The sequence below is a fragment of the Streptomyces sp. YIM 121038 genome, from assembly GCF_006088715.1.
Taxonomy (GTDB): domain Bacteria; phylum Actinomycetota; class Actinomycetes; order Streptomycetales; family Streptomycetaceae; genus Streptomyces.
On sequence record NZ_CP030771.1, the window covers coordinates 4,494,663 to 4,513,016 of the forward strand.

An 18,354-nucleotide genomic window follows, 5' to 3' on the forward strand; every position below is an offset into this window, starting at 1 on the left:
CGGGACGGCCAGGGCGGGCGGAGCGGAAGAAGCGGCCTCAGCGGCGGCGGACGCCCGCCTCCTCCGCGTACTCCCCGAGGACGACGACGCCGACGACGGCGCCCATGAAGACCTTCGCGGCGCGCAGGGCGTCGCCGACGCGGTGCGGACGGTGGGCCTCCGAGACGGCGGTCGCGCCGTCGGCGCGGCGCGGGCCGCTGGAGGGGGCGGACAGGGACGCGGGGGTGATGACTGCGCTGCTCATGTCTCCATGGTCGTTCCCGGGGCGCCCGCACACATCGGCCTGCGGGTCTAACCGCCCGCGTCCACCGGTACGACTCCGGGCCCGCGCCCTCTACACCTACGGATGGACGGCGACCCTGAGGACCGTCTCAGGGATGAGTCAGGGTTCGCCTTCCGGACCAGGAGATCCACCGGAAATCCATTGGTGCCGCCACGGGCCGCTCACCTAGGATTCCCCCTTCCCCGCCTCCCGCCCACGGAGCGCCGCCGCCCGGTCGGAAACCGGCGGCCCGAGCCACGCACCGAGAACGTCCGTCACCGGAGGCAGCACCGTGAACGCCGTATCCGCCGACCCGCTCGCCCGCGAGCGGGCCCATCTGACGTCCTCCCGCGCCGCGCTGCGCGCCATGCGGGAGGACGTCGAGGCCCTGGACATCCGCGACGTCACCGCGAACTGGGTCAACGCCGAGGTGCTCCAGGGCCAGATCGACGACCGGATCAAGGCCCTCGCGGACCTCACGCACACCCCGCTGTTCTTCGGCCGCCTCGACTACGCGCACGCGCCCGGGGCCGAGGGAGCCGAGATCGGACAAGGGAGCGAAGCGACTTCCTTGCAAGGGCGGGGGTGGGAGACGGGTGGGCAGTTTTACATCGGGCGGCGGCACGTGCACGACGCCCACGGCGACCCCATGGTCATCGACTGGCGCGCGCCCGTGTCGCAGCCGTTCTACCGGGCCTCCAAGAAGGACCCGATGGACGTCACGCTGCGCCGCCGCTTCGGGTACACCGGCGGCGACCTGACCGCGTACGAGGACGAGCACCTCACGGACGCGACCGAGGCCGAGCAGGTCAGCAAGCTGCTCCAGGCGGAGATCGAGCGCCCGCGCGTGGGCCCCATGCGCGACATCGTGGCGACGATCCAGCCCGAGCAGGACGAGATCGTCCGCAGCGGGCTCGCCGGTTCGGTGTGCGTGCAGGGCGGCCCCGGCACCGGCAAGACCGCCGTCGGCCTGCACCGCGTCGCCTACCTCCTGTACGCCCACCGCGAGCGGCTCGCCCGCACGGGCACGCTCGTCATCGGGCCGAACCGTTCCTTCCTGCACTACATCGAGCAGGTCCTGCCCGCGCTCGGCGAGCTGGAGGTCAAGCAGGCCACCGTCGACGACCTGGTGGCGCACGTGGAGGTGCGGGGCACGGACGACCCGGCCGCCGCCCTCGTCAAGGGCGACGCCCGCATGGCCGAGGTGCTGCGGCGCGCGGTGCGCTCGCACGTCACGCCGCCGGCCGAGGGCGTCGTGGTCGTCCGCGGCTCCCGGCGCTGGCGCGTACCGGCGTACGAACTCGACGACATCGTGCGGGAGTTGCAGGCCCGCGACATGCGCTACGGCGCCGCGCGCGAGGCGCTGCCGCAGCGGATCGCGCACGCCGTGCTCGTCCAGATGGAGCGGTCGGGGGAGGCGCCCGACGACCGCGTGCAGGACGCCGTGGCCCGCAACGCGGCGGTGAAGGCCGCCGTCAAGGCGATCTGGCCGCTGGTCGACCCGGCGAAGCTGGTGCACCGGCTGCTCGCGGACGCGGAGTTCCTCGCCGCGCACGCCGAGGGGGTCCTCACCGGCGAGGAGCAGCGGGCGGTCCTGTGGGCGAAGCCCGCGCGGACGCCGAAGAGCACCAAGTGGTCCGCCGCGGACGCGGTGTTGATCGACGAGGCGGCGGACCTGGTCGCCCGCACCCACTCCCTCGGCCACGTCGTCCTCGACGAGGCGCAGGACCTCTCCCCCATGCAGTACCGCGCGGTGGGCCGCCGCTGCACGACCGGCTCCGTCACCGTCCTCGGCGACCTGGCGCAGGGCACCACGCCGTGGGCGACGCCGACGTGGGCGGAGGCCCTCGGCCATCTGGGCAAGCAGGACGCGGTGGTGGAGGAGCTGACCGCCGGTTTCCGCGTGCCCCGCGAGGTCATCGCGTACGCGTCCCGGCTGCTGCCCGCGATCGCGCCGGGCCTGACGGAGGTCGCCTCGGTGCGCGAGTCGCCCGGCTCCCTGGAGGTCCGCGAGGTCGGGGCCGAGGACCTGGACGCGGCGGTGCTCGACGCCTGCGCCGCGTCGCTGCGACGCGAGGGGTCCATCGGCCTCATCGCGGCGGACGCGCGGATCGCCGCGCTCGCCGGGGCCCTGGACGCGGCGGGCGTCCCGCACCTCTCGCCCGGCGAGGAGACCACCGCCGGGGCCCGGCTCACCCTCGTGCCCGCCTCGCTGGCCAAGGGCCTGGAGTACGACTACGTGGTGCTCGACGAGCCCGCCGCCGTGGTGGCCGGCGAGCCCGACGAACGCACCGGCCTGCGGCGCCTGTACGTGGCCCTGACCCGAGCGGTCTCGGGCCTCACGGTGCTCCACACCGGGGCCCTGCCCCCGGCCCTGGGCTGACGCCGCCGGGGCTCAGGCGTCGACGGCCGCGCGCCAGGTCGCCACGGACTCGGCCGACAGGGCCCGGCCCCACCCGTGGGGCCGGGCCGCGCCGCCGATGTGGAAGGCGTCGAGCCCCGCCGCCTTCAGCCGCGCGAGGTGTTCGAGCCGGAGCCCGCCGCCCACGAGGATGCGCGGCTCGTACCCGGGCTCCCCGGCCCGCGCGGCCTCGCCCACCAGCGTGGGCAGCCCCTCGTCGACCCCGCCCGCGGCCCCCGCCGTGAGGTACGTGTCGAGTCCGGGCAGATCCGCGAGCTGCTTGCGCAGGGCGTCGCGGTCGGCGGCCCGGTCGATCGCGCGGTGGAAGGTCCAGCGGCAGCCGTCGAGCGCGTCGACGATGCGCTCGACGGCGGCCAGGTCGGCCCCGCCCGCCTCGTCGAGGAAGCCGAGGACGAACTCGTCGGCGCCCTCGGCGCGCAGCTCGCGCGCGCTGCGCACCAGCTCGCTGACGTCTCCCGCCGCGAACCCGTCGGCGACGCGCAGCATGACGCGCAGGGGGATGTCCACGGCGGCACGGATCGCGGCGAAGTCCGCGCGGGACGGCGTGAGGCCGTCGGCGGCCATGTCGGTGACCAGTTCCAGCCGGTCCGCACCTCCGGCCTGGGCCGCGATCGCGTCCTCGGCGTCGAGGGCGATCACCTCCAGGAGTGCGCGCTTGCTCATGGGTGCCTTCCTTCTGGCCTTCTGCGGGCCGGCGTCGTGCCGGCAGCCGCACCACAGAAACACAGGTCTAGTCCAATTACCAGGGTACGCGCAGATCACCCCGGCGCGCGGCGGAGGCGCACCGGGGTGATCAAGCCAGCCGGGCTCGGATGGGTCAGCTCAGTGGCTGGAAACCGCGCAGCCGCAGGCTGTTGCCGACCACGAAGACCGACGAGAAGGCCATGGCCGCACCCGCGATCATCGGGTTGAGCAGGCCCGCGGCGGCCAGCGGGAGTGCCGCCACGTTGTAGGCGAAGGCCCAGAAGAGGTTGGACTTGATGGTGCCGAGCGTCTTGCGGGAGAGCCGGATCGCGTCGGCGGCGGCGCGCAGGTCGCCGCGGACGAGGGTCAGGTCGCCCGCCTCGATCGCGGCGTCCGTGCCCGTGCCCATCGCGAGGCCCAGATCGGCCTGGGCGAGGGCGGCCGCGTCGTTGACGCCGTCGCCGACCATGGCCACCGAACGCCCCTCGCCCTGAAGGCGCTTGACGACGTCGACCTTCTCCTGCGGCAGGACCTCGGCGATGACGTGTTCGGGAGCGATGCCGACCTCCGCGGCCACGGACTCGGCGACGGCCTTGTTGTCACCGGTGAGCAGGATCGGCGTGAGGCCGAGCTCGCGCAGGCGGCGGATGGCCTCGGGGCTGGTCTCCTTCACGGCGTCGGCCACTTCGAGCACGGCCCGTGCCTCGCCGTCCCAGGCGACGGCGACGGCGGTGCGGCCCGCCGCCTCGGCCGCGTCCTTGGCCTTCTTCAGCTCCGCGGGCAGGTGGATCACCCACTCGGCGAGCAGCTGCTCGCGCCCCACGAGCACCGCGTGCCCCTCGACGACGCCCTGCACGCCGAGCCCGGCGACGTTCGCGAAGTCCTCGGGCGTGGGCAGCGTGCCCACCTCGGCGCTCGCCCCCGCGGCCACGGCCTGGGCGATCGGGTGCTCGGAGGCGTGCTCCAGGGCGCCCGCGAGGCGCAGGACGTCCCTCTCGTCGGTGCCCTCGGCGACGTGCGTGGCGAGGAGGGTCATCTTGCCGGTGGTGACGGTGCCGGTCTTGTCCAGGACGATCGTGTCGACGCGGCGGGTGGACTCCAGGACTTCGGGGCCCTTGATGAGGATGCCGAGCTGGGCGCCGCGCCCGGTGCCGACCATGAGAGCGGTCGGCGTGGCCAGGCCCAGGGCGCACGGGCAGGCGATGATCAGCACGGCCACGGCGGCCGTGAACGCCGCGGTCAGGCCCACGCCGTTGCCGAGCCAGAAGCCCAGCGTGGCCACCGCGAGCGCGATGACGACGGGCACGAAGACCCCGGAGATGCGGTCGGCCAGGCGCTGCGCGGCGGCCTTGCCGTTCTGCGCGTCCTCGACGAGCTTGGCCATCCGGGACAGCTGGGTGTCGGAGCCGACCCGGGTCGCCTCGACCACCAGCCGGCCGCCGACGTTCAGGGTCGCGCCGGTGACGGCGTCGCCCGCGCCGACCTCCACGGGCACGGACTCGCCGGTGAGCATGGAGGCGTCCACGGCGGAGGCACCCTCGACGACGCGCCCGTCGGTGGCGATCTTCTCGCCGGGCCGCACCAGGAACCGGTCCCCGACCTTCAACTCACTAACCAGAACGTTCTTTTCAATCCCATTTCGAAGTACGGTGACGTCCTTGGCGCCCAGTTCGAGCAGTGCCTTCAGGGCGGCGCCCGCCTTGCGCTTCGAGCGGGCCTCGAAGTACCGCCCGGCGAGGATGAACGCGGTGACGCCCGCCGCGGCCTCCAGATAGATGTTCCCGGCGCCGTCGGTGCGCTCGATGGTCAGCTCGAAGGCGTGCGTCATGCCGGGCTCCCCGGCCGAGCCGAGGAACAGCGCCCACAGCGACCAGAGGAACGCCGCCGAGGTGCCGACCGAGATCAGCGTGTCCATCGTGGCCGCGCCGTGCCGGGCGTTGGTGTACGCCGCCTTGTGGAAGGGCCAGGCGGCGTACGTCACCACGGGCGCGGCCAGCGTCAGGGACAGCCACTGCCAGTACGTGAACTGGAGGGCGGGGACCATCGCCATGGCGATGACGGGCACGGACAGCAGCACGGCGGCGACCAGGCGCTGCCGCAGCGGCCGCAGCGCGGCGTCCTCGCCCTCGGCGTCCGGCTCTCCCCCGCCCCCCTTCTCCGCGCGGGGCGGCGCGGGTTCCTGCGCGGTGTACCCGGTGGCCTCGACGGTGGCGATCAGATCGGCCACGGCGAGGCCGTCGCCCTCGAAGCTCACCTTCGCCTTCTCCGTGGCGTAGTTGACGGTCGCCTCGACGCCGTCCATGCGGTTCAGCTTCTTCTCGATGCGCGCCGCGCAGGAGGCGCAGGTCATGCCGCCGATGGAGAGTTCTACCTGGGTAGTGGACATGTCCTCTGCTCCTCGTGACGCGCTCTGCCCGGGGTACCCGGGGCCGGTATGCCTGACGAGGATCATTTATACCCCTGGGGGGTATCGAACGCAAGGGAGATCGCGGCTTGACTTCATACCCCCCAGGGGTATTGTCGAAGGTGATCCGAGCGACCCGCTCACGACCCGAGCGACCCCCTCACAAGGAGCCGACGCCATGAACACCGGACTGAAGATCACCGCCTTCGCCGCGGCCGTCGCCGCGACGTTCGGCACCACGTACGCGGTGGGCGCGAGCGTCGACACGGTGGGCAAGCCGGTCGCCCACACCGAGGAGCACGGCGAGAAGACCGCGAAGGGCGACCCCCGGAGCAGGGGCGGGGACCACACCCCGGGAGGCCTCCAGATCGCGGCCGACGGCTACGCCCTGGACCTGAAGACCCCGCGCGCCCGGGCGGGCGACCGCACCGACCTGCGCTTCAGGATCCTGGCGTCGGACTCGGGCCGCCCCGTGACCCGGTACGCCGAGGACCACGGCAAGGAGCTGCACCTGATCGTCGCCTCACGCGACCTGACGACGTACCGCCATCTGCACCCCGCCCGGGCCGCCGACGGCACCTGGTCGACCCCGGCGACGCTGCCCGCGGCCGGGGACTACCGCGTCTTCGCGGACTTCCGGCCCGAGCGGGCGAAGGAGAAGGTGACGCTCGGCGCGGACCTGGCGGTGACGGGCGCGTACGCCCCCGCGCCCGCGCCGGAGCCGTCCGCCACGGCCAAGACCGCGGGCGGCTACGAAGTGCGCCTGGCCGGCGCCCTGACCCCCGGCGAGCCGGGCGGACTGACCCTGCGCGTCACCCGCCGGGGCAAGCCCGTCACCGACCTCCAGCCGTACCTGGGCGCGTACGGCCACCTGGTCGCGCTGCGCTCCGGCGACCTCGCCTACCTCCACGTCCACCCCAACGGCGAGCCCGGCGACGCCACCACGAAGCCGGGCCCGGAGGTCTCCTTCACGGCGACGGCGCCGAGCGCGGGCACGTACCGCCTGTTCCTGGACTTCCGGCACGAGGGGAAGGTGCGGACCGCGGCGTTCACCGTACGGGCGGGCGGGGGCGAGCCCCGGCACGAAGGCACCACCACCGGCGGCCACGGCCACTGAGCCCCGCCGCCCCGGTCCGGTCCGCCCGGCCTCAGCCGAAGATGGTCAGCTCGCCCTCCGTCGCGCCCGCGAGCTCGAACCGGGCGTCCCCCAGCGGCCGTCCCGCGTACAGCCGGACCAGTGTCGGCGCGTCCCCGATGTACCGCGCGGGCGGCCTGCGGCCGTCGCTCACGCCGAGGACCAGCGGCTCGTCCAGGCCGTCGACGTCGGCGTGCAGCGGCAGCGCCGCGCGCTGTCTGCTGTAGGCCGCGAGCAGCGGAAGGGCGTCGTCGAGCCCCGCGCCGCCGTAGGCGCCGGGCAGCCCCCACGCGTCCCGTACGTCACCGGCGTGCACCCACTCGCCGAGCGCGACCCCGTCGAACAGGCCCTTGCCCGCGGCGATGGCGGCGCCCGCGTTCGTCATGCCGTGCTCCAGCTCGTCCAGGACGCGCGCGACGGGCCAGTCGGCCCGCTCGGCGATGTCCCGGTCGTTGCCCTCGGCGGTGAACACGCCCTCGTCGAACCGGCTCTCGATCACCCGGGTGAGGGCGGCCGCGCAGTGCGCGAGCAGGTCCCGGACCGTCCAGCCCGGGCAGCAGGTGGGCGCCGCGAACGCGGCGTCGTCCGCGGCGCGCAACACGGGTATGAGGGCGTCCCGTTCGGTCCGCAGGAGTCGGCCGGGGCGGTCGGATTCCAACGCCGCGCCGGGCGTTGAGGGCTCGCTCGTCATGCCGGCCACCCAACCGCCCCGGCCGCCGCTTGGCAACGCCCCCACACGGGCTCTTCTCCCACCCACCCGCCCCGGCGAACAGCCGAACGACAACGTGCACGCCACCAGACCGGAACAGGCCCGCGGCCACTGGGCCAGGAACGGGAAACCCCACCCACCCGCCCCCCCCCCGTCCCCGCCGCGCCAGCGACGGACAGCCGAACAACAACGTGCAAGCCGCCAGGCCGGGGCCGAGCCAGGCCACTGGGGCAGGAACGGGTGGGCGGGTGGGAAATCCGCCGCGGTAGCGGCGGGCAGCCGAACGACGGCCGGAAGCCGCCAGGCCGGGGCCGGGCAGGAAAGCCGCGCCGGAACGGGTGGGCGGGTGGGAGAGGCCCCGCAAGAGAGGCCCCGCAAGAGAGGCCCCGCAAGAGAGGCCCCGCAAGGGAGCCCTCCGCGGGAGCGGGGCCCGAGCGGAGGGCCGCGTAGGGTCGGGGCATGGCCACCCCCCATGACGCGCTGCGCGCCCGCTGGTGCCGGACACTCGCCGAGGCCCGCCAAGGGACAGCGACCCCGGCCCCGGAACCGTACGCGGACAACCTCCTGGCCCGCTGGGCCGAACCGCACCGCCGCTACCACACGACCACCCACCTCACGGCCGTCCTGGACCACATCGACACCCTGGAACAGCACGCGGACGCCCCGCACTTGGTGCGGCTCGCCGCCTGGTTCCACGACGCCGTCTACGCCCCGGACCGCTCGGAGAACGAGGAGCGCAGCGCCCGCCTGGCCGAGCGGGCCCTGCCGGAGGCGGGGCTCACGGACGAGGACACCGCGGAGGTGGCCCGCCTGGTCCGGCTCACCGTCACCCACGACCCCGCCGAGGGCGACCGCGACGGCGAGGTCCTGTGCGACGCGGACCTGGCGATCCTCGCCGCGCCCCCGGACGCGTACGCGGCCTACGCGGCGGCGGTCCGCGAGGAGTACGCCTTCGTCCCGGACGAGGCGTTCCGCCGGGGCCGGGCGGACGTCCTGCGCCAACTCCTGGCCCTGCCGAGGCTGTTCCGCACCCCGCACGGGGCCGCGCACTGGGAGGCCCCGGCGCGCGAAAACCTCTCGGCCGAGCTGGCGCTGCTCACGTAGCCTCGCGCCATGCTGACGATGGGCGCGGACGAGATCGACGAGGCGGTGGCGCACGCCTGCGGCGCGCTGCGCGCGGCGGCGACGGAGGAGTACGACTGGACGCGGCCCGCGGCCGGCCTCCAGTGGAGCTGTCTGGCGACGGCGGAGCACCTCGTGAGCGACTTCACGGCGTACGCGGCCCAGCTCACGGGGCGCACGAAGGACGCGTACGTCCCGATCGACATCCGCCTCGAAGAGGGCACGGGCCCGGCCGCGGCGGTGCACGCCGTGGAGGCGTCGGGCGGCCTGCTCGCGGCGGTGGTGCGCACCACGCCGAGGGGCGGGCGCGGCTTCCACCCGTTCCCGTACGGCAGCGCGGACGCGCACGGCTTCGCCGCCATGGGCATCGTGGAGCTGCTGCTGCACACGCACGACGTACTGAGCGCCTTCGACGTGGCGTACGAGCCCCCGGCGCGGCTCTGCGAGGCCCTGCTCGCCTGGCAGTTCCCGCACGTGCCGCCCGCCAGGGACGGCGCGTCGCACTGGCGGACGCTGCTGTGGGCGACCGGCCGTGGCACCCTGCCGGGCCGGTCCCGCCCGGAGCGCTGGCGCTGGCACAACCAGATCCACCTGCCCGCGGAGCACGTGGCGCTCCTGGAGCTGTCGCCCCCGGTCCTCGCCGACCTCGCCGCGGGCGGCACCGGCGGCCTCGACTGGATCGCGGGCGGCCCGTGCGAGGGCACTCGGATCGGCGCCGGGCTGATCGCGAAGGCGTACGCGGCGGGCACCCACCGCCCCGAGTGGGGCTCGTACGCGATCGTGCGCACCGCCGACCAGGTCGCGGTCGGCGCCATGGGCTTCCACGGGGTTCCCGACCACGAGGGCTGGGCGGAGGTCGGCTACGACCTGGCCCCCGCGGCCCGGGGCAACGGCTACGCGACCCGGGCGCTGCGCGCGCTGTCCCGCTGGGCCCTGACCCTGCCGGACGTCCGGGGCATCCGGGCGGTGGTCGACGAGGGCAACACGGCCTCGGAGGCGGTCCTGCTCAGGGCGGGCTTCGAGCGGGACGCGGACAGAGAGGGCCAGCGGACCTACACGGTGTCAGCCGGTCCCGGCGATCCATCCAGCCCGTCCGGCGTTTGAGGACGGGGCGCGCAGCGCCGACAAGGGCAGCGGGCCCGGCGTGGGCGGTACCGCCTAGCCCACGGCCCCCTTGCGCCGCCGCAGCCCCGCCTCGGTGAGCCTCCGCACCAGCTCCTTGGATCCCACCTCCACGGCCCCCGCGGCCACAGCGGACGCGTACCGCTCCGCGGGCACGTCGTAGTGGTCGCGCTCGAAGGCCCGCCGGGGCGCCCCGATCCGCACGGCGAAGGCGTGCAGCTCGTCGTAGGAGACGTCACTCACCAGGTGGGACCAGAGCCGCCCGTGCCCGGGCCACACCGGCGGGTCGATGTACAGCGTCACGACAGCCTGCCCACCGGCGCCACGACGACTCCGGCCTTGGCGCACACCCAGTGCGGGTCGGGCCCGAGCTCGGGCTCCACGTCCAGGGCGTGCGGCTCCCCGGTGCCGCACACCGGGCACAGCGGCCAGCGGCCGTACCGCTCCAGGATCCGGTCCTGCACGTCCTGGGCGACGAGCCCGGCGACGTACGCCGCGCCCTCGGGCCACTGCTCGACCCACCAGCGGCGGTGCGCCACGGACTCCTCGACGAAGGAGACCACGTCGGCCTGCGCCACCTCGCGCGCGGCGAGGTCGGCGAGGACCAGCGCGCGGGCCGCGTGCAACGCCTGCTCCAGAGGGTCAATCGTGTCCATGCAGCCATTGTCGCCCCCCGTGCCCCGCGGTGCGGTCGGCAGGAGTCTTGACCCGTTCACGACGGTGAAAATATCTTTCAGGAGTGACCTCTGACGTGAAGGAAATTTTCGCGGGCGGGGCTCCGCCCGCCCCGGCCGCCCTCGCGGCGAAGGTGCGTACGCTCGCGCCGTCGATGACCCGCTCCATGCAGCGCGTCGCCGAGGCCGTCGCGGGCGACCCGGCGGGCTGCGCCGCCCTCACGGTCACCGGCCTCGCCGAGCTCACCGGCACCAGCGAGGCCACGGTCGTCCGCACCGCCCGCCTCCTCGGCTACCCCGGCTACCGCGACCTCAGGCTCGCCCTCGCCGGGCTCGCCGCCCAGCAGCAGTCGGGCCGCGCCCCGGCCGTCACGGCGGACATCGCCGTGGACGACCCGATCGCCGACGTCGTCGCCAAGCTGGCGTACGACGAGCAGCAGACCCTCGCCGACACGGCCGCCGGGCTCGACACCGCGCAGCTCGGGGCGGCCGTCGCCGCGCTCGCCGCGGCCCGCCGCACGGAGATCTACGGCGTGGCCGCGTCCGGGCTCGTCGCCCAGGACCTCGCGCAGAAGCTCCTGCGCATCGGCCAGGTCGCGCACGCGCACTCGGACCCGCACCTGGCCGTCACGAACGCGGTGACGCTGCGCGCGAAGGACGTGGCCGTCGCGATCACCCACTCCGGCTCGACGGGCGACGTCATCGAGCCGCTGCGGGTCGCCTTCGAGCACGGCGCCACGACGATCGCCGTCACCGGCCGCCCCGAGGGCCTCGTCTCGCAGTACGCCGACCACATACTGACCACCTCCACGGCCCGCGAGAGCGAGCTGCGCCCGGCGGCCATGTCGTCCCGCACGAGCCAACTCCTCGTCGTGGACTGCCTGTTCGTGGGCGTGGCGCAGCGCACGTACGAGACGGCCGCGCCCGCGCTGGCCGCGTCGTACGAAGCCCTGGCCCACCGGCACCGCAACGGCTGAGCCCCTGCCGGGGCCCGGCCCCTCATCGCGCTTCGCGCTCGTCCTCAAACGCCGGACGGGCTGGACAATCCCTCCGTCACCGAAAGAGCCGCTGTGCCCATGACCTCCACCCCCGACGGCTACGGCGAACTACGTGCCGAGCTCGCGTCCCTCACCACCGAGGCCTTCCGGCCCGAGCTCGCCGAGATCGACCGGCTGCCGACGCCGGACATCGCCCGGATCATGAACGGCGAGGACGCGACCGTCCCCACCGCCGTCGCCGCGCAGCTCCCCCGGATCGCCGCGGCCATCGACGCCACGGCGGAGCGGATGGCGCGCGGGGGCCGGCTGGTCTACGCGGGCGCGGGCACGGCCGGGCGCCTCGGCGTCCTGGACGCGTCCGAGTGCCCGCCGACCTTCAACACCGACCCCGGTGACGTCGTCGGCCTGATCGCGGGCGGGCCGCCCGCGATGGTCACGGCGGTCGAGGGCGCGGAGGACAGCAGGGCCCTGGCCGCCGAGGACCTCACGGCGCTCGCGCTCACCCCCGACGACACGGTCGTCGGCATCTCCGCGTCCGGCCGCACCCCGTACGCGATCGGCGCGGTCGAGTACGCCCGTACCGTCGGGGCCCTGACGATCGGCCTGTCCTGCAACGCGGGCAGCGCGCTCGCGGCGGCCGCCGAGCACGGCATCGAGGTCGTCGTCGGCCCCGAACTCCTCACCGGGTCCACCCGCTTGAAGGCGGGCACGGCGCAGAAGCTGGTCCTCAACATGATCTCGACGATCACGATGATCCGCCTGGGCAAGACGTACGGGAACCTGATGGTCGACGTCCGCGCCTCCAACGAGAAGCTGCGCGCCCGCTCCCGCCGCATCGTCGCCCTGGCGACGGGCGCCCCCGACGACGAGATCGAACGCGCCCTGGCCGCCACGGACGGCGAGGTCAAGCCCGCGATCCTCACGATCCTCGGCGCCGTGGACGCCCCCACGGCGGCGCGCCTCCTGACGGAGTCGGGCGGCCACCTCCGCACGGCCCTCGCGGCAACGGACCGGGCGTAACCGGGCGCCCTCACACGGAGCGGGGCCGACACCGACGCCTCACGGCAGCCGTCCTTCCCTGTTGACCTGGCGGACGCGGGCCCGCAGGACCTCGCCCGTCGACGCGGGGGCCGTCGACTCCGGTGGGCAGTCCCACTCCCGGCCGCCGCCCACCGGCCGCAGCTGTACGTAGCCGCCCTCGTGGCCCATCACCTGGCCGACGCTGCCGTCCCGTACGTCCACGGCGTACTCGCCCGGGGTCACTTCGCCGCCCCGCGCAGCACCGCCACGAGGCGCATCGCCGTGTCGAGGTTGCACCTTCCCAACTCCACGAGCGGGTACGGGGCCTCGGCCGCCATCGTCAGGGGGTCCACGCGCAGCGAGGGCAGCGTCAGCCCGAGCCGGGCCAGCTCCGCGCGCAGCGCGGCCACCGTGGCCTCGGCCGCGCGGCCCCTCTCCTCCGCCGTCATCGCCATACCTACGCCTTTCTACTGAGTGTTCAACGTTCCTCACCCAGGGTGTTCAGCCGCGCCTACCCTGAAAAGCGCAGGCCACCCAACAGTCCCCGGTGTCCGAGGAGCTACCTGTCGATGACCCGCCCCAAAGACCTCGACCCGTCGTCGAACCCCCGCGCGTTACTCGGCGCCGAGTTGCGCCACGCTCGTGAGAAGTCCGGCTTCAGCCAGGAGGAGCTCGGCTGCCGCATCTTCGTCAGCGGCTCGTTCATCGGCCAACTGGAGGCCGGTACGCGCCGGATGCAGCCGGACCATGCGCGCATGCTGGATGAGGCGCTGGGGACGGAGGATTTCTTCACCCGCAATTGCAAGGCTGCGGCGAAGTCCCGGTACCCGGAGCACTTCGCGGAAGCGGCGGATGCAGAAGAGATCGCTACGGCGATCCGCCAGTACGCACCGATGCTGATCCCCGGGTTGATCCAGACGCCCGCGTACGCACGAGCCGTGAACCGGGCGCACGACCCAACAGCCCCCGAGGAGACCATCGACGAGTGGGTGGACGGCAGGATGGTGCGGACGCGGCTGCTCAACCACCCGACAAAGCCGTTGTTGTGGGTGGTGCTTGACGAGGCAGTGCTACGTCGAGAGACCGGCGGCCGAGCAGTGATGGCAGAAGCCTTGCGTCACGTGGCAGGTCTGACACGCCGGGGCCGAATCATCGCGCAGGTACTCCCGTTCGACGGAGGGGCGCACAAGGCCATGTCGGGTCCGATGAGGTTGATGGACTTCGAGGACGCCGCCCCGTTGGTCTACTTCGAAGGGCCCGGAACCGGACGGCTGGAGGACGACCCAGCAACAGTCGCGCAGTTGCGGTTCACCTTCGAACTCCTCGTTGCCGCCGCTCTCCCGCCTGAGAAGTCCCTAGCTCTACTCGAGTCAGTGGCGCAGGATTACAGCCATGAGGAGCAACCCTGACTACGACCTGAGCACAGCCGTCTGGCACAAATCGAGCTACAGCGGCGGGGGCGGCAACGAGTGCCTGGAGGTCGCCCGCTGGCGCAAGTCCACGTACAGCGCAGGGGATGGCGGCAACTGCCTGGAGGTGGCAGACGGCCCCCCGGACGTCATCCCCGTCCGGGACTCCAAGGACCCCCTTGGCCCCCACCTCCTCTTCCACCCCCCGGCCTGGTCCGCCTTCATCAGCTCCTTGGGGGCGTAGGGCGGGAAACGCCCGAGGGCGGCACCCCCTGCTGGAAGCAGGGGGTGCCGCCCTCGGGAAGGACGAGCCCGAGCCGAACGAACCGGCTCAGAAGTCCATGTCACCGCCGGGCATGCCGCCCGGAGCGGCCGGCGCGGCCTTCTCCGGCTTGTCGGCGATGACGGCCTCGGTGGTGAGGAACAGCGCGGCGATCGACGCGGCGTTCTGCAGCGCGGAGCGCGTGACCTTCGCCGGGTCGATGATGCCCTCGGCGATCATGTCCACGTACTCGCCGTTCGCGGCGTTCAGGCCGTGACCGGGGGTGAGGTTGCGGACCTTCTCCACGATGACGCCACCCTCGAGGCCGGCGTTCACGGAGATCTGCTTCAGCGGGGCCTCAAGAGCCAGCTTGACGGCGGCGGCACCGGTGGCCTCGTCGCCTTCGAGCTCCAGCTTCTCGAACACCGAGGAGGCCTGGAGCAGGGCCACGCCACCACCGGCGACGATGCCCTCCTCGACGGCCGCCTTCGCGTTGCGAACGGCGTCCTCGATGCGGTGCTTGCGCTCCTTGAGCTCGACCTCGGTCGCGGCACCGGCCTTGATGACGGCCACGCCGCCCGCGAGCTTCGCCAGGCGCTCCTGGAGCTTCTCGCGGTCGTAGTCCGAGTCGCTGTTCTCGATCTCGGCGCGGATCTGGTTCACGCGGCCCTGGACGGCCTCGGAGTCACCGGCACCGTCGACGATCGTGGTCTCGTCCTTGGTGATGACGACCTTGCGGGCGCGGCCGAGCAGGTCGAGACCGGCGTTCTCCAGCTTGAGGCCGACCTCCTCGGAGATGACCGTGCCGCCCGTGAGGATGGCGATGTCACCGAGCATGGCCTTGCGGCGGTCGCCGAAGCCCGGGGCCTTGACGGCGACGGACTTGAAGGTGCCGCGGATCTTGTTGACGACCAGCGTGGACAGGGCCTCGCCCTCGACGTCCTCGGCGATGATCAGCAGCGGCTTGCCCGACTGCATGACCTTCTCCAGGAGCGGAAGGAGGTCCTTCACGTTGGAGATCTTGGAGTTGACGATGAGGATGTACGGGTCCTCAAGCGCGGCCTCCATGCGCTCCATGTCGGTCGCGAAGTACGCCGAGATGTAGCCCTTGTCGAAGCGCATGCCCTCGGTGAGCTCGAGCTCCAGACCGAAGGTCTGCGACTCCTCGACCGTGATGACGCCTTCCTTGCCGACCTTGTCCATGGCCTCGGCGATGAGCTCGCCGATCTGGGTGTCGGCGGCGGAGATGGAGGCCGTGGAGGCGATCTGCTCCTTGGTCTCGACCTCCTTGGCCTGGTCGAGCAGGGCGCCCGAGACGGCCTCGACGGCCTTCTCGATGCCGCGCTTCAGGGCCATGGGGTTGGCACCCGCGGCCACGTTGCGCAGGCCCTCGCGGACCAGCGCCTGGGCCAGGACGGTCGCGGTCGTCGTGCCGTCACCGGCGACGTCGTCCGTCTTCTTCGCGACCTCCTTGACCAGCTCGGCGCCGATCTTCTCGTACGGGTCCTCGAGCTCGATCTCCTTGGCGATGGACACACCATCGTTGGTGATCGTGGGGGCGCCCCACTTCTTCTCGAGGACGACGTTGCGACCCTTGGGGCCCAGGGTCACCTTGACGGCGTCGGCGAGCTGGTTCATGCCGCGCTCGAGGCCGCGCCGTGCCTCCTCGTCGAACGCGATGATCTTGGCCATGTGAAGTGGTCCTCCCGGACAGGGGTGGAAAAACTCGGACCGCGCCGGCGCCCGCGACGGACGGTCTGCCTGCCTTGTGGTTCCTTGCCCCACCCGGCCTGCGGACCTCACCCACCCGGTCCTTCTGTCACTCTCACTCGTAGAGTGCTAACGCCAATGATTAGCACTCGCCCCCTCCGAGTGCAAGGTCGCCCCCACGCTCTGGGGTCCGGCTTCCCCCGGCGCCCACCGCCCACCGGGCACGGACCCCGGCCCCCGACGCCGCCGCCGCGACTGCGGCTGGGCTGCCCGCTTGCCCGCTTGCCCGCTTGCCCGCTTGCCCGCTTGCCCGCTTGCCCGCTTGCCCGCTTGCCCGCTGCGGATCTTCCCCACCCGCCCGCCATGACCAGCCAGCTCCACAGCGCGAGCTGGAGGGCACCCCCCTGCCCACACCGCGCCCTGCCAAGCAAACCGGCACCCTTCGCCCCCCACCACCCGCCAGGCGCGGGCCACCACCCACAACAACACCGCTCCACGCCGGGCCTTTCCCACCCACCCACCCGCCCATGACCAGCCAGCTTCGCCGTGCGGGCGGCCCGTTCGCCCCCCACCGCCCGCCGAGTGCGGGCCGCCACCCACAACACCGCCGCTCCGCGCCGGAACTTTCCCACCCGCCCGCCCATGACCAGGCAGCTTCGCAGCGCGAGCTGGAGGGCACCTCCCTGCCCGCACAGTGCACTGCCGAGCAAACGGGCGGGTGGGTGGGAGGCATCCGCCGCGGAGCGACGGTGTTGGGGGCGACGGCCCGCACCCGAGCGACGGACGACAGGACGAACGACCCGCCGCACGGTGCAGCCGCCTGGTCACGGGTGGGCGGGTGGGAGGCGCCCGCCGCGACAGCGGCGGCCACGGGAGCGACGGCACACGCCCGAGAGACGGGCGGGACAGCGGGGCGAACGAGCCGCCCGCACAGTGCAGCCGCCTGGCCATGGGCGGGCGGGTGGGAGGCACCCGCCGCGACAGCGGCGGCCACGGGGGCGGCGGCCCGCACCCGCGAGACGGACGGGACAGCGGGGCGAACGGGTCGCCCGCACGACGCAGCCGCCTGGTCACGGGTGGGCGGGTGGGAGGCATCCGCCGCGGCAGCGGCGGCGTCGGGGGCGGCGGCCCGCACCCGAGAGACAGGCGGGACGGCAGGGCGAACGGGCCCCGCACAGTGCAGCCGCCTGGCCACGGGCGGGCGGGTGGGAGGCGCCCGCCGCGACAGCGGTGGCGTCGGCGGGGGCACCGGGCCCCGGCCGGAGCGGGGGCCAACAGAGGAGGGCCCGCCTCCCGAACCGGGAGGCGGGCCCACGCGTCGCTGGTGGCCGATCGCGTCAAGCCGCTCAAACAGCGAGCTTGACCATGTCCGCCTGCGGACCCTTCTGGCCCTGCGAGATCTCGAACTCGACTCGCTGACCTTCTTCCAGGGTGCGGTAGCCGTCCATCTGAATCGCGCTGTAGTGGACGAATACATCCGCACCACCGTCGACCGCGATGAAGCCGTATCCCTTCTCCGCGTTGAACCACTTGACGGTGCCCTGAGCCATGCCTAACTCCCCTATTACTGGCCCTTGCGCAGGACCGCACTTCACGGACCCGGGTCAGACCTCACCCCCCATGGGTTGGGGGATGTGCGCCGGAACGCGTCGACCGCGGCTGAATGTATCTGTCCAACTGCCGTCTGCAACAGGTCAATCGGACGAGAATTCTGGGCACGGCCGATCGTCGATATGCGGAGAATTCACCGGCGTTCGGGGCAAGTCGGGCCAGACAAAAGCCATGTTCGGCTCAAATAGGCAGGACACTTTGGCTGCTTCTTGTCGGCTCCGCGGCCGACTTCACCGAGGCGACTCATGCCGCCCGACATCAAAAACGAAGCTCCATTCCCAACTGTACCGCGCTCAACCATGCAGAATTGCCCCCTCCGCTTCTCTCGCGGAGGGGGCAATCGCGGTAACTCTGCGTAGGAACAAGAGCCGTTGTATACGAAACGGCCCCGCGAGTTCCCCGCGGCGGTTCCGGAACGGCTCAGCCGCCGGCGACCGCCGGAATGATCGAGACGCCCGCGCCGTCGGGCGTCGCGGTCTGGAGGCCCTGCTCGAAACGCACGTCGTCGTCATTGACGTACACGTTCACGAAGCGGCGCAGCTTGCCCTGGTCGTCCAGGACGCGGGCGCCGATCCCGGCGTGGTTCTTCTCCAGGTCGGCGATGACCTCGGCGAGGGTGGCGCCCTCGGCGGAGACCTCCGCCCGACCGCCGGTGTACGTACGAAGGATGGTCGGGATGCGAACGTTGACGCTCATACTCTTCACCTCGGTAGTTCAGACAGGGCACCCGGTACAGGAGGGCCCCGAAGGGGCGCGGGGCTATGTCGATGTGCGGCTCCGCCGCGTGGGCGCGACCAGCCACAGCGAACC

General features: G+C 73.1%; 19 protein-coding genes. 8 read left to right on the plus strand and 11 right to left on the minus strand.

Annotated elements, in window-relative coordinates:
* Positions 1-37 precede the first annotated feature (37 nt).
* Positions 38-244, minus strand: a complete 207-nt coding sequence (locus tag C9F11_RS18765) for a hypothetical protein (protein WP_171075778.1) — start codon at positions 242-244, stop codon at positions 38-40.
* Between the two features lie 310 nt (positions 245-554).
* Between C9F11_RS18765 and C9F11_RS18770 the strand changes: the two genes are divergently transcribed.
* The gene (locus tag C9F11_RS18770; RefSeq protein ID WP_171075779.1) at positions 555-2,645 is read left to right on the plus strand and encodes an ATP-binding domain-containing protein; all 2,091 of its coding nucleotides are present in this window, start codon (positions 555-557) and stop codon (positions 2,643-2,645) included.
* Positions 2,646-2,657: 12 nt separating this feature from the next.
* On the opposite strand, the gene C9F11_RS18775 is transcribed toward C9F11_RS18770, so the two are convergent.
* The gene (locus C9F11_RS18775; RefSeq protein ID WP_138960388.1) at positions 2,658-3,347 is read right to left on the minus strand and encodes a copper homeostasis protein CutC; all 690 of its coding nucleotides are present in this window, start codon (positions 3,345-3,347) and stop codon (positions 2,658-2,660) included.
* Positions 3,348-3,501: 154 nt separating this feature from the next.
* Positions 3,502-5,754: a heavy metal translocating P-type ATPase gene (locus C9F11_RS18780; RefSeq protein ID WP_138960389.1), complete on the minus strand. Its 2,253-nt coding sequence runs from the start codon at positions 5,752-5,754 to the stop codon at positions 3,502-3,504.
* Between the two features lie 196 nt (positions 5,755-5,950).
* Between C9F11_RS18780 and C9F11_RS18785 the strand changes: the two genes are divergently transcribed.
* Positions 5,951-6,889 (plus strand): hypothetical protein, encoded by a 939-nt coding sequence (locus C9F11_RS18785; RefSeq protein ID WP_138960390.1) that lies wholly within the window; start codon positions 5,951-5,953, stop codon positions 6,887-6,889.
* A gap of 31 nt (positions 6,890-6,920) precedes the next feature.
* Here C9F11_RS18785 and C9F11_RS18790 read toward each other — a convergent pair whose 3' ends face one another.
* Entirely contained in the window at positions 6,921-7,598 is a 678-nt protein-coding gene (locus C9F11_RS18790) for a maleylpyruvate isomerase family mycothiol-dependent enzyme (protein WP_138960391.1), read from the minus strand.
* A 477-nt stretch (positions 7,599-8,075) separates the two neighbouring features.
* Here C9F11_RS18790 and C9F11_RS18795 point away from each other — a divergent pair, with 477 nt between their 5' ends.
* Positions 8,076-8,720 carry a hypothetical protein gene (locus C9F11_RS18795; protein WP_138960392.1) on the plus strand — a complete coding sequence of 215 codons (645 nt, stop codon included), beginning with the start codon at positions 8,076-8,078 and terminating at the stop codon, positions 8,718-8,720.
* Positions 8,721-8,729: 9 nt separating this feature from the next.
* On the plus strand, positions 8,730-9,842 hold the full coding sequence (locus C9F11_RS18800) for a GNAT family N-acetyltransferase (protein ID WP_171075780.1): 1,113 nt from the start codon (positions 8,730-8,732) through the stop codon (positions 9,840-9,842).
* Between the two features lie 54 nt (positions 9,843-9,896).
* Here C9F11_RS18800 and C9F11_RS18805 read toward each other — a convergent pair whose 3' ends face one another.
* On the minus strand, positions 9,897-10,163 hold the full coding sequence (locus C9F11_RS18805) for a DUF4031 domain-containing protein (RefSeq protein WP_138960393.1): 267 nt from the start codon (positions 10,161-10,163) through the stop codon (positions 9,897-9,899).
* On the minus strand, positions 10,160-10,516 hold the full coding sequence (locus C9F11_RS18810) for a hypothetical protein (RefSeq protein ID WP_138960394.1): 357 nt from the start codon (positions 10,514-10,516) through the stop codon (positions 10,160-10,162). The genes C9F11_RS18805 and C9F11_RS18810 overlap by 4 nt, the downstream gene beginning before the upstream one ends.
* A gap of 83 nt (positions 10,517-10,599) precedes the next feature.
* On the opposite strand from C9F11_RS18810, the gene C9F11_RS18815 reads away from it, so the two are divergent.
* Together C9F11_RS18815 and murQ are read left to right on the plus strand one after the other, a co-directional pair.
* Positions 10,600-11,511: a MurR/RpiR family transcriptional regulator gene (locus C9F11_RS18815; protein WP_138960395.1), complete on the plus strand. Its 912-nt coding sequence runs from the start codon at positions 10,600-10,602 to the stop codon at positions 11,509-11,511.
* 99 nt (positions 11,512-11,610) lie between these two features.
* Entirely contained in the window at positions 11,611-12,552 is a 942-nt protein-coding gene (murQ, locus tag C9F11_RS18820; RefSeq protein ID WP_138960396.1) for an N-acetylmuramic acid 6-phosphate etherase, read from the plus strand.
* A gap of 39 nt (positions 12,553-12,591) precedes the next feature.
* On the opposite strand, the gene C9F11_RS18825 is transcribed toward murQ, so the two are convergent.
* Together C9F11_RS18825 and C9F11_RS18830 are read right to left on the minus strand one after the other, a co-directional pair.
* Entirely contained in the window at positions 12,592-12,795 is a 204-nt protein-coding gene (locus C9F11_RS18825) for a hypothetical protein (protein ID WP_138960397.1), read from the minus strand.
* Complete coding sequence (locus C9F11_RS18830; RefSeq protein WP_138960398.1) at positions 12,792-13,007, minus strand: hypothetical protein; 216 nt, start codon at positions 13,005-13,007, stop codon at positions 12,792-12,794. The genes C9F11_RS18825 and C9F11_RS18830 overlap by 4 nt, the downstream gene beginning before the upstream one ends.
* Before the next feature lie 114 nt (positions 13,008-13,121).
* Here C9F11_RS18830 and C9F11_RS18835 point away from each other — a divergent pair, with 114 nt between their 5' ends.
* The gene (locus C9F11_RS18835) at positions 13,122-13,961 is read left to right on the plus strand and encodes a helix-turn-helix transcriptional regulator (protein WP_138960399.1); all 840 of its coding nucleotides are present in this window, start codon (positions 13,122-13,124) and stop codon (positions 13,959-13,961) included.
* Positions 13,945-14,205 (plus strand): DUF397 domain-containing protein, encoded by a 261-nt coding sequence (locus tag C9F11_RS18840; protein ID WP_138960400.1) that lies wholly within the window; start codon positions 13,945-13,947, stop codon positions 14,203-14,205. The genes C9F11_RS18835 and C9F11_RS18840 overlap by 17 nt, the downstream gene beginning before the upstream one ends.
* 87 nt (positions 14,206-14,292) lie before the next feature.
* Here C9F11_RS18840 and groL read toward each other — a convergent pair whose 3' ends face one another.
* The 3 genes from groL to C9F11_RS18855 form a co-directional block, all read right to left on the minus strand.
* Entirely contained in the window at positions 14,293-15,915 is a 1,623-nt protein-coding gene (gene groL, locus C9F11_RS18845; protein WP_030682188.1) for a chaperonin GroEL, read from the minus strand.
* Positions 15,916-17,279: 1,364 nt separating this feature from the next.
* Positions 17,280-17,483: a cold-shock protein gene (locus tag C9F11_RS18850; RefSeq protein ID WP_005315736.1), complete on the minus strand. Its 204-nt coding sequence runs from the start codon at positions 17,481-17,483 to the stop codon at positions 17,280-17,282.
* A 481-nt stretch (positions 17,484-17,964) separates the two neighbouring features.
* Positions 17,965-18,240 (minus strand): MoaD/ThiS family protein, encoded by a 276-nt coding sequence (locus tag C9F11_RS18855; protein ID WP_138960401.1) that lies wholly within the window; start codon positions 18,238-18,240, stop codon positions 17,965-17,967.
* Positions 18,241-18,354: the final 114 nt, after the last annotated feature.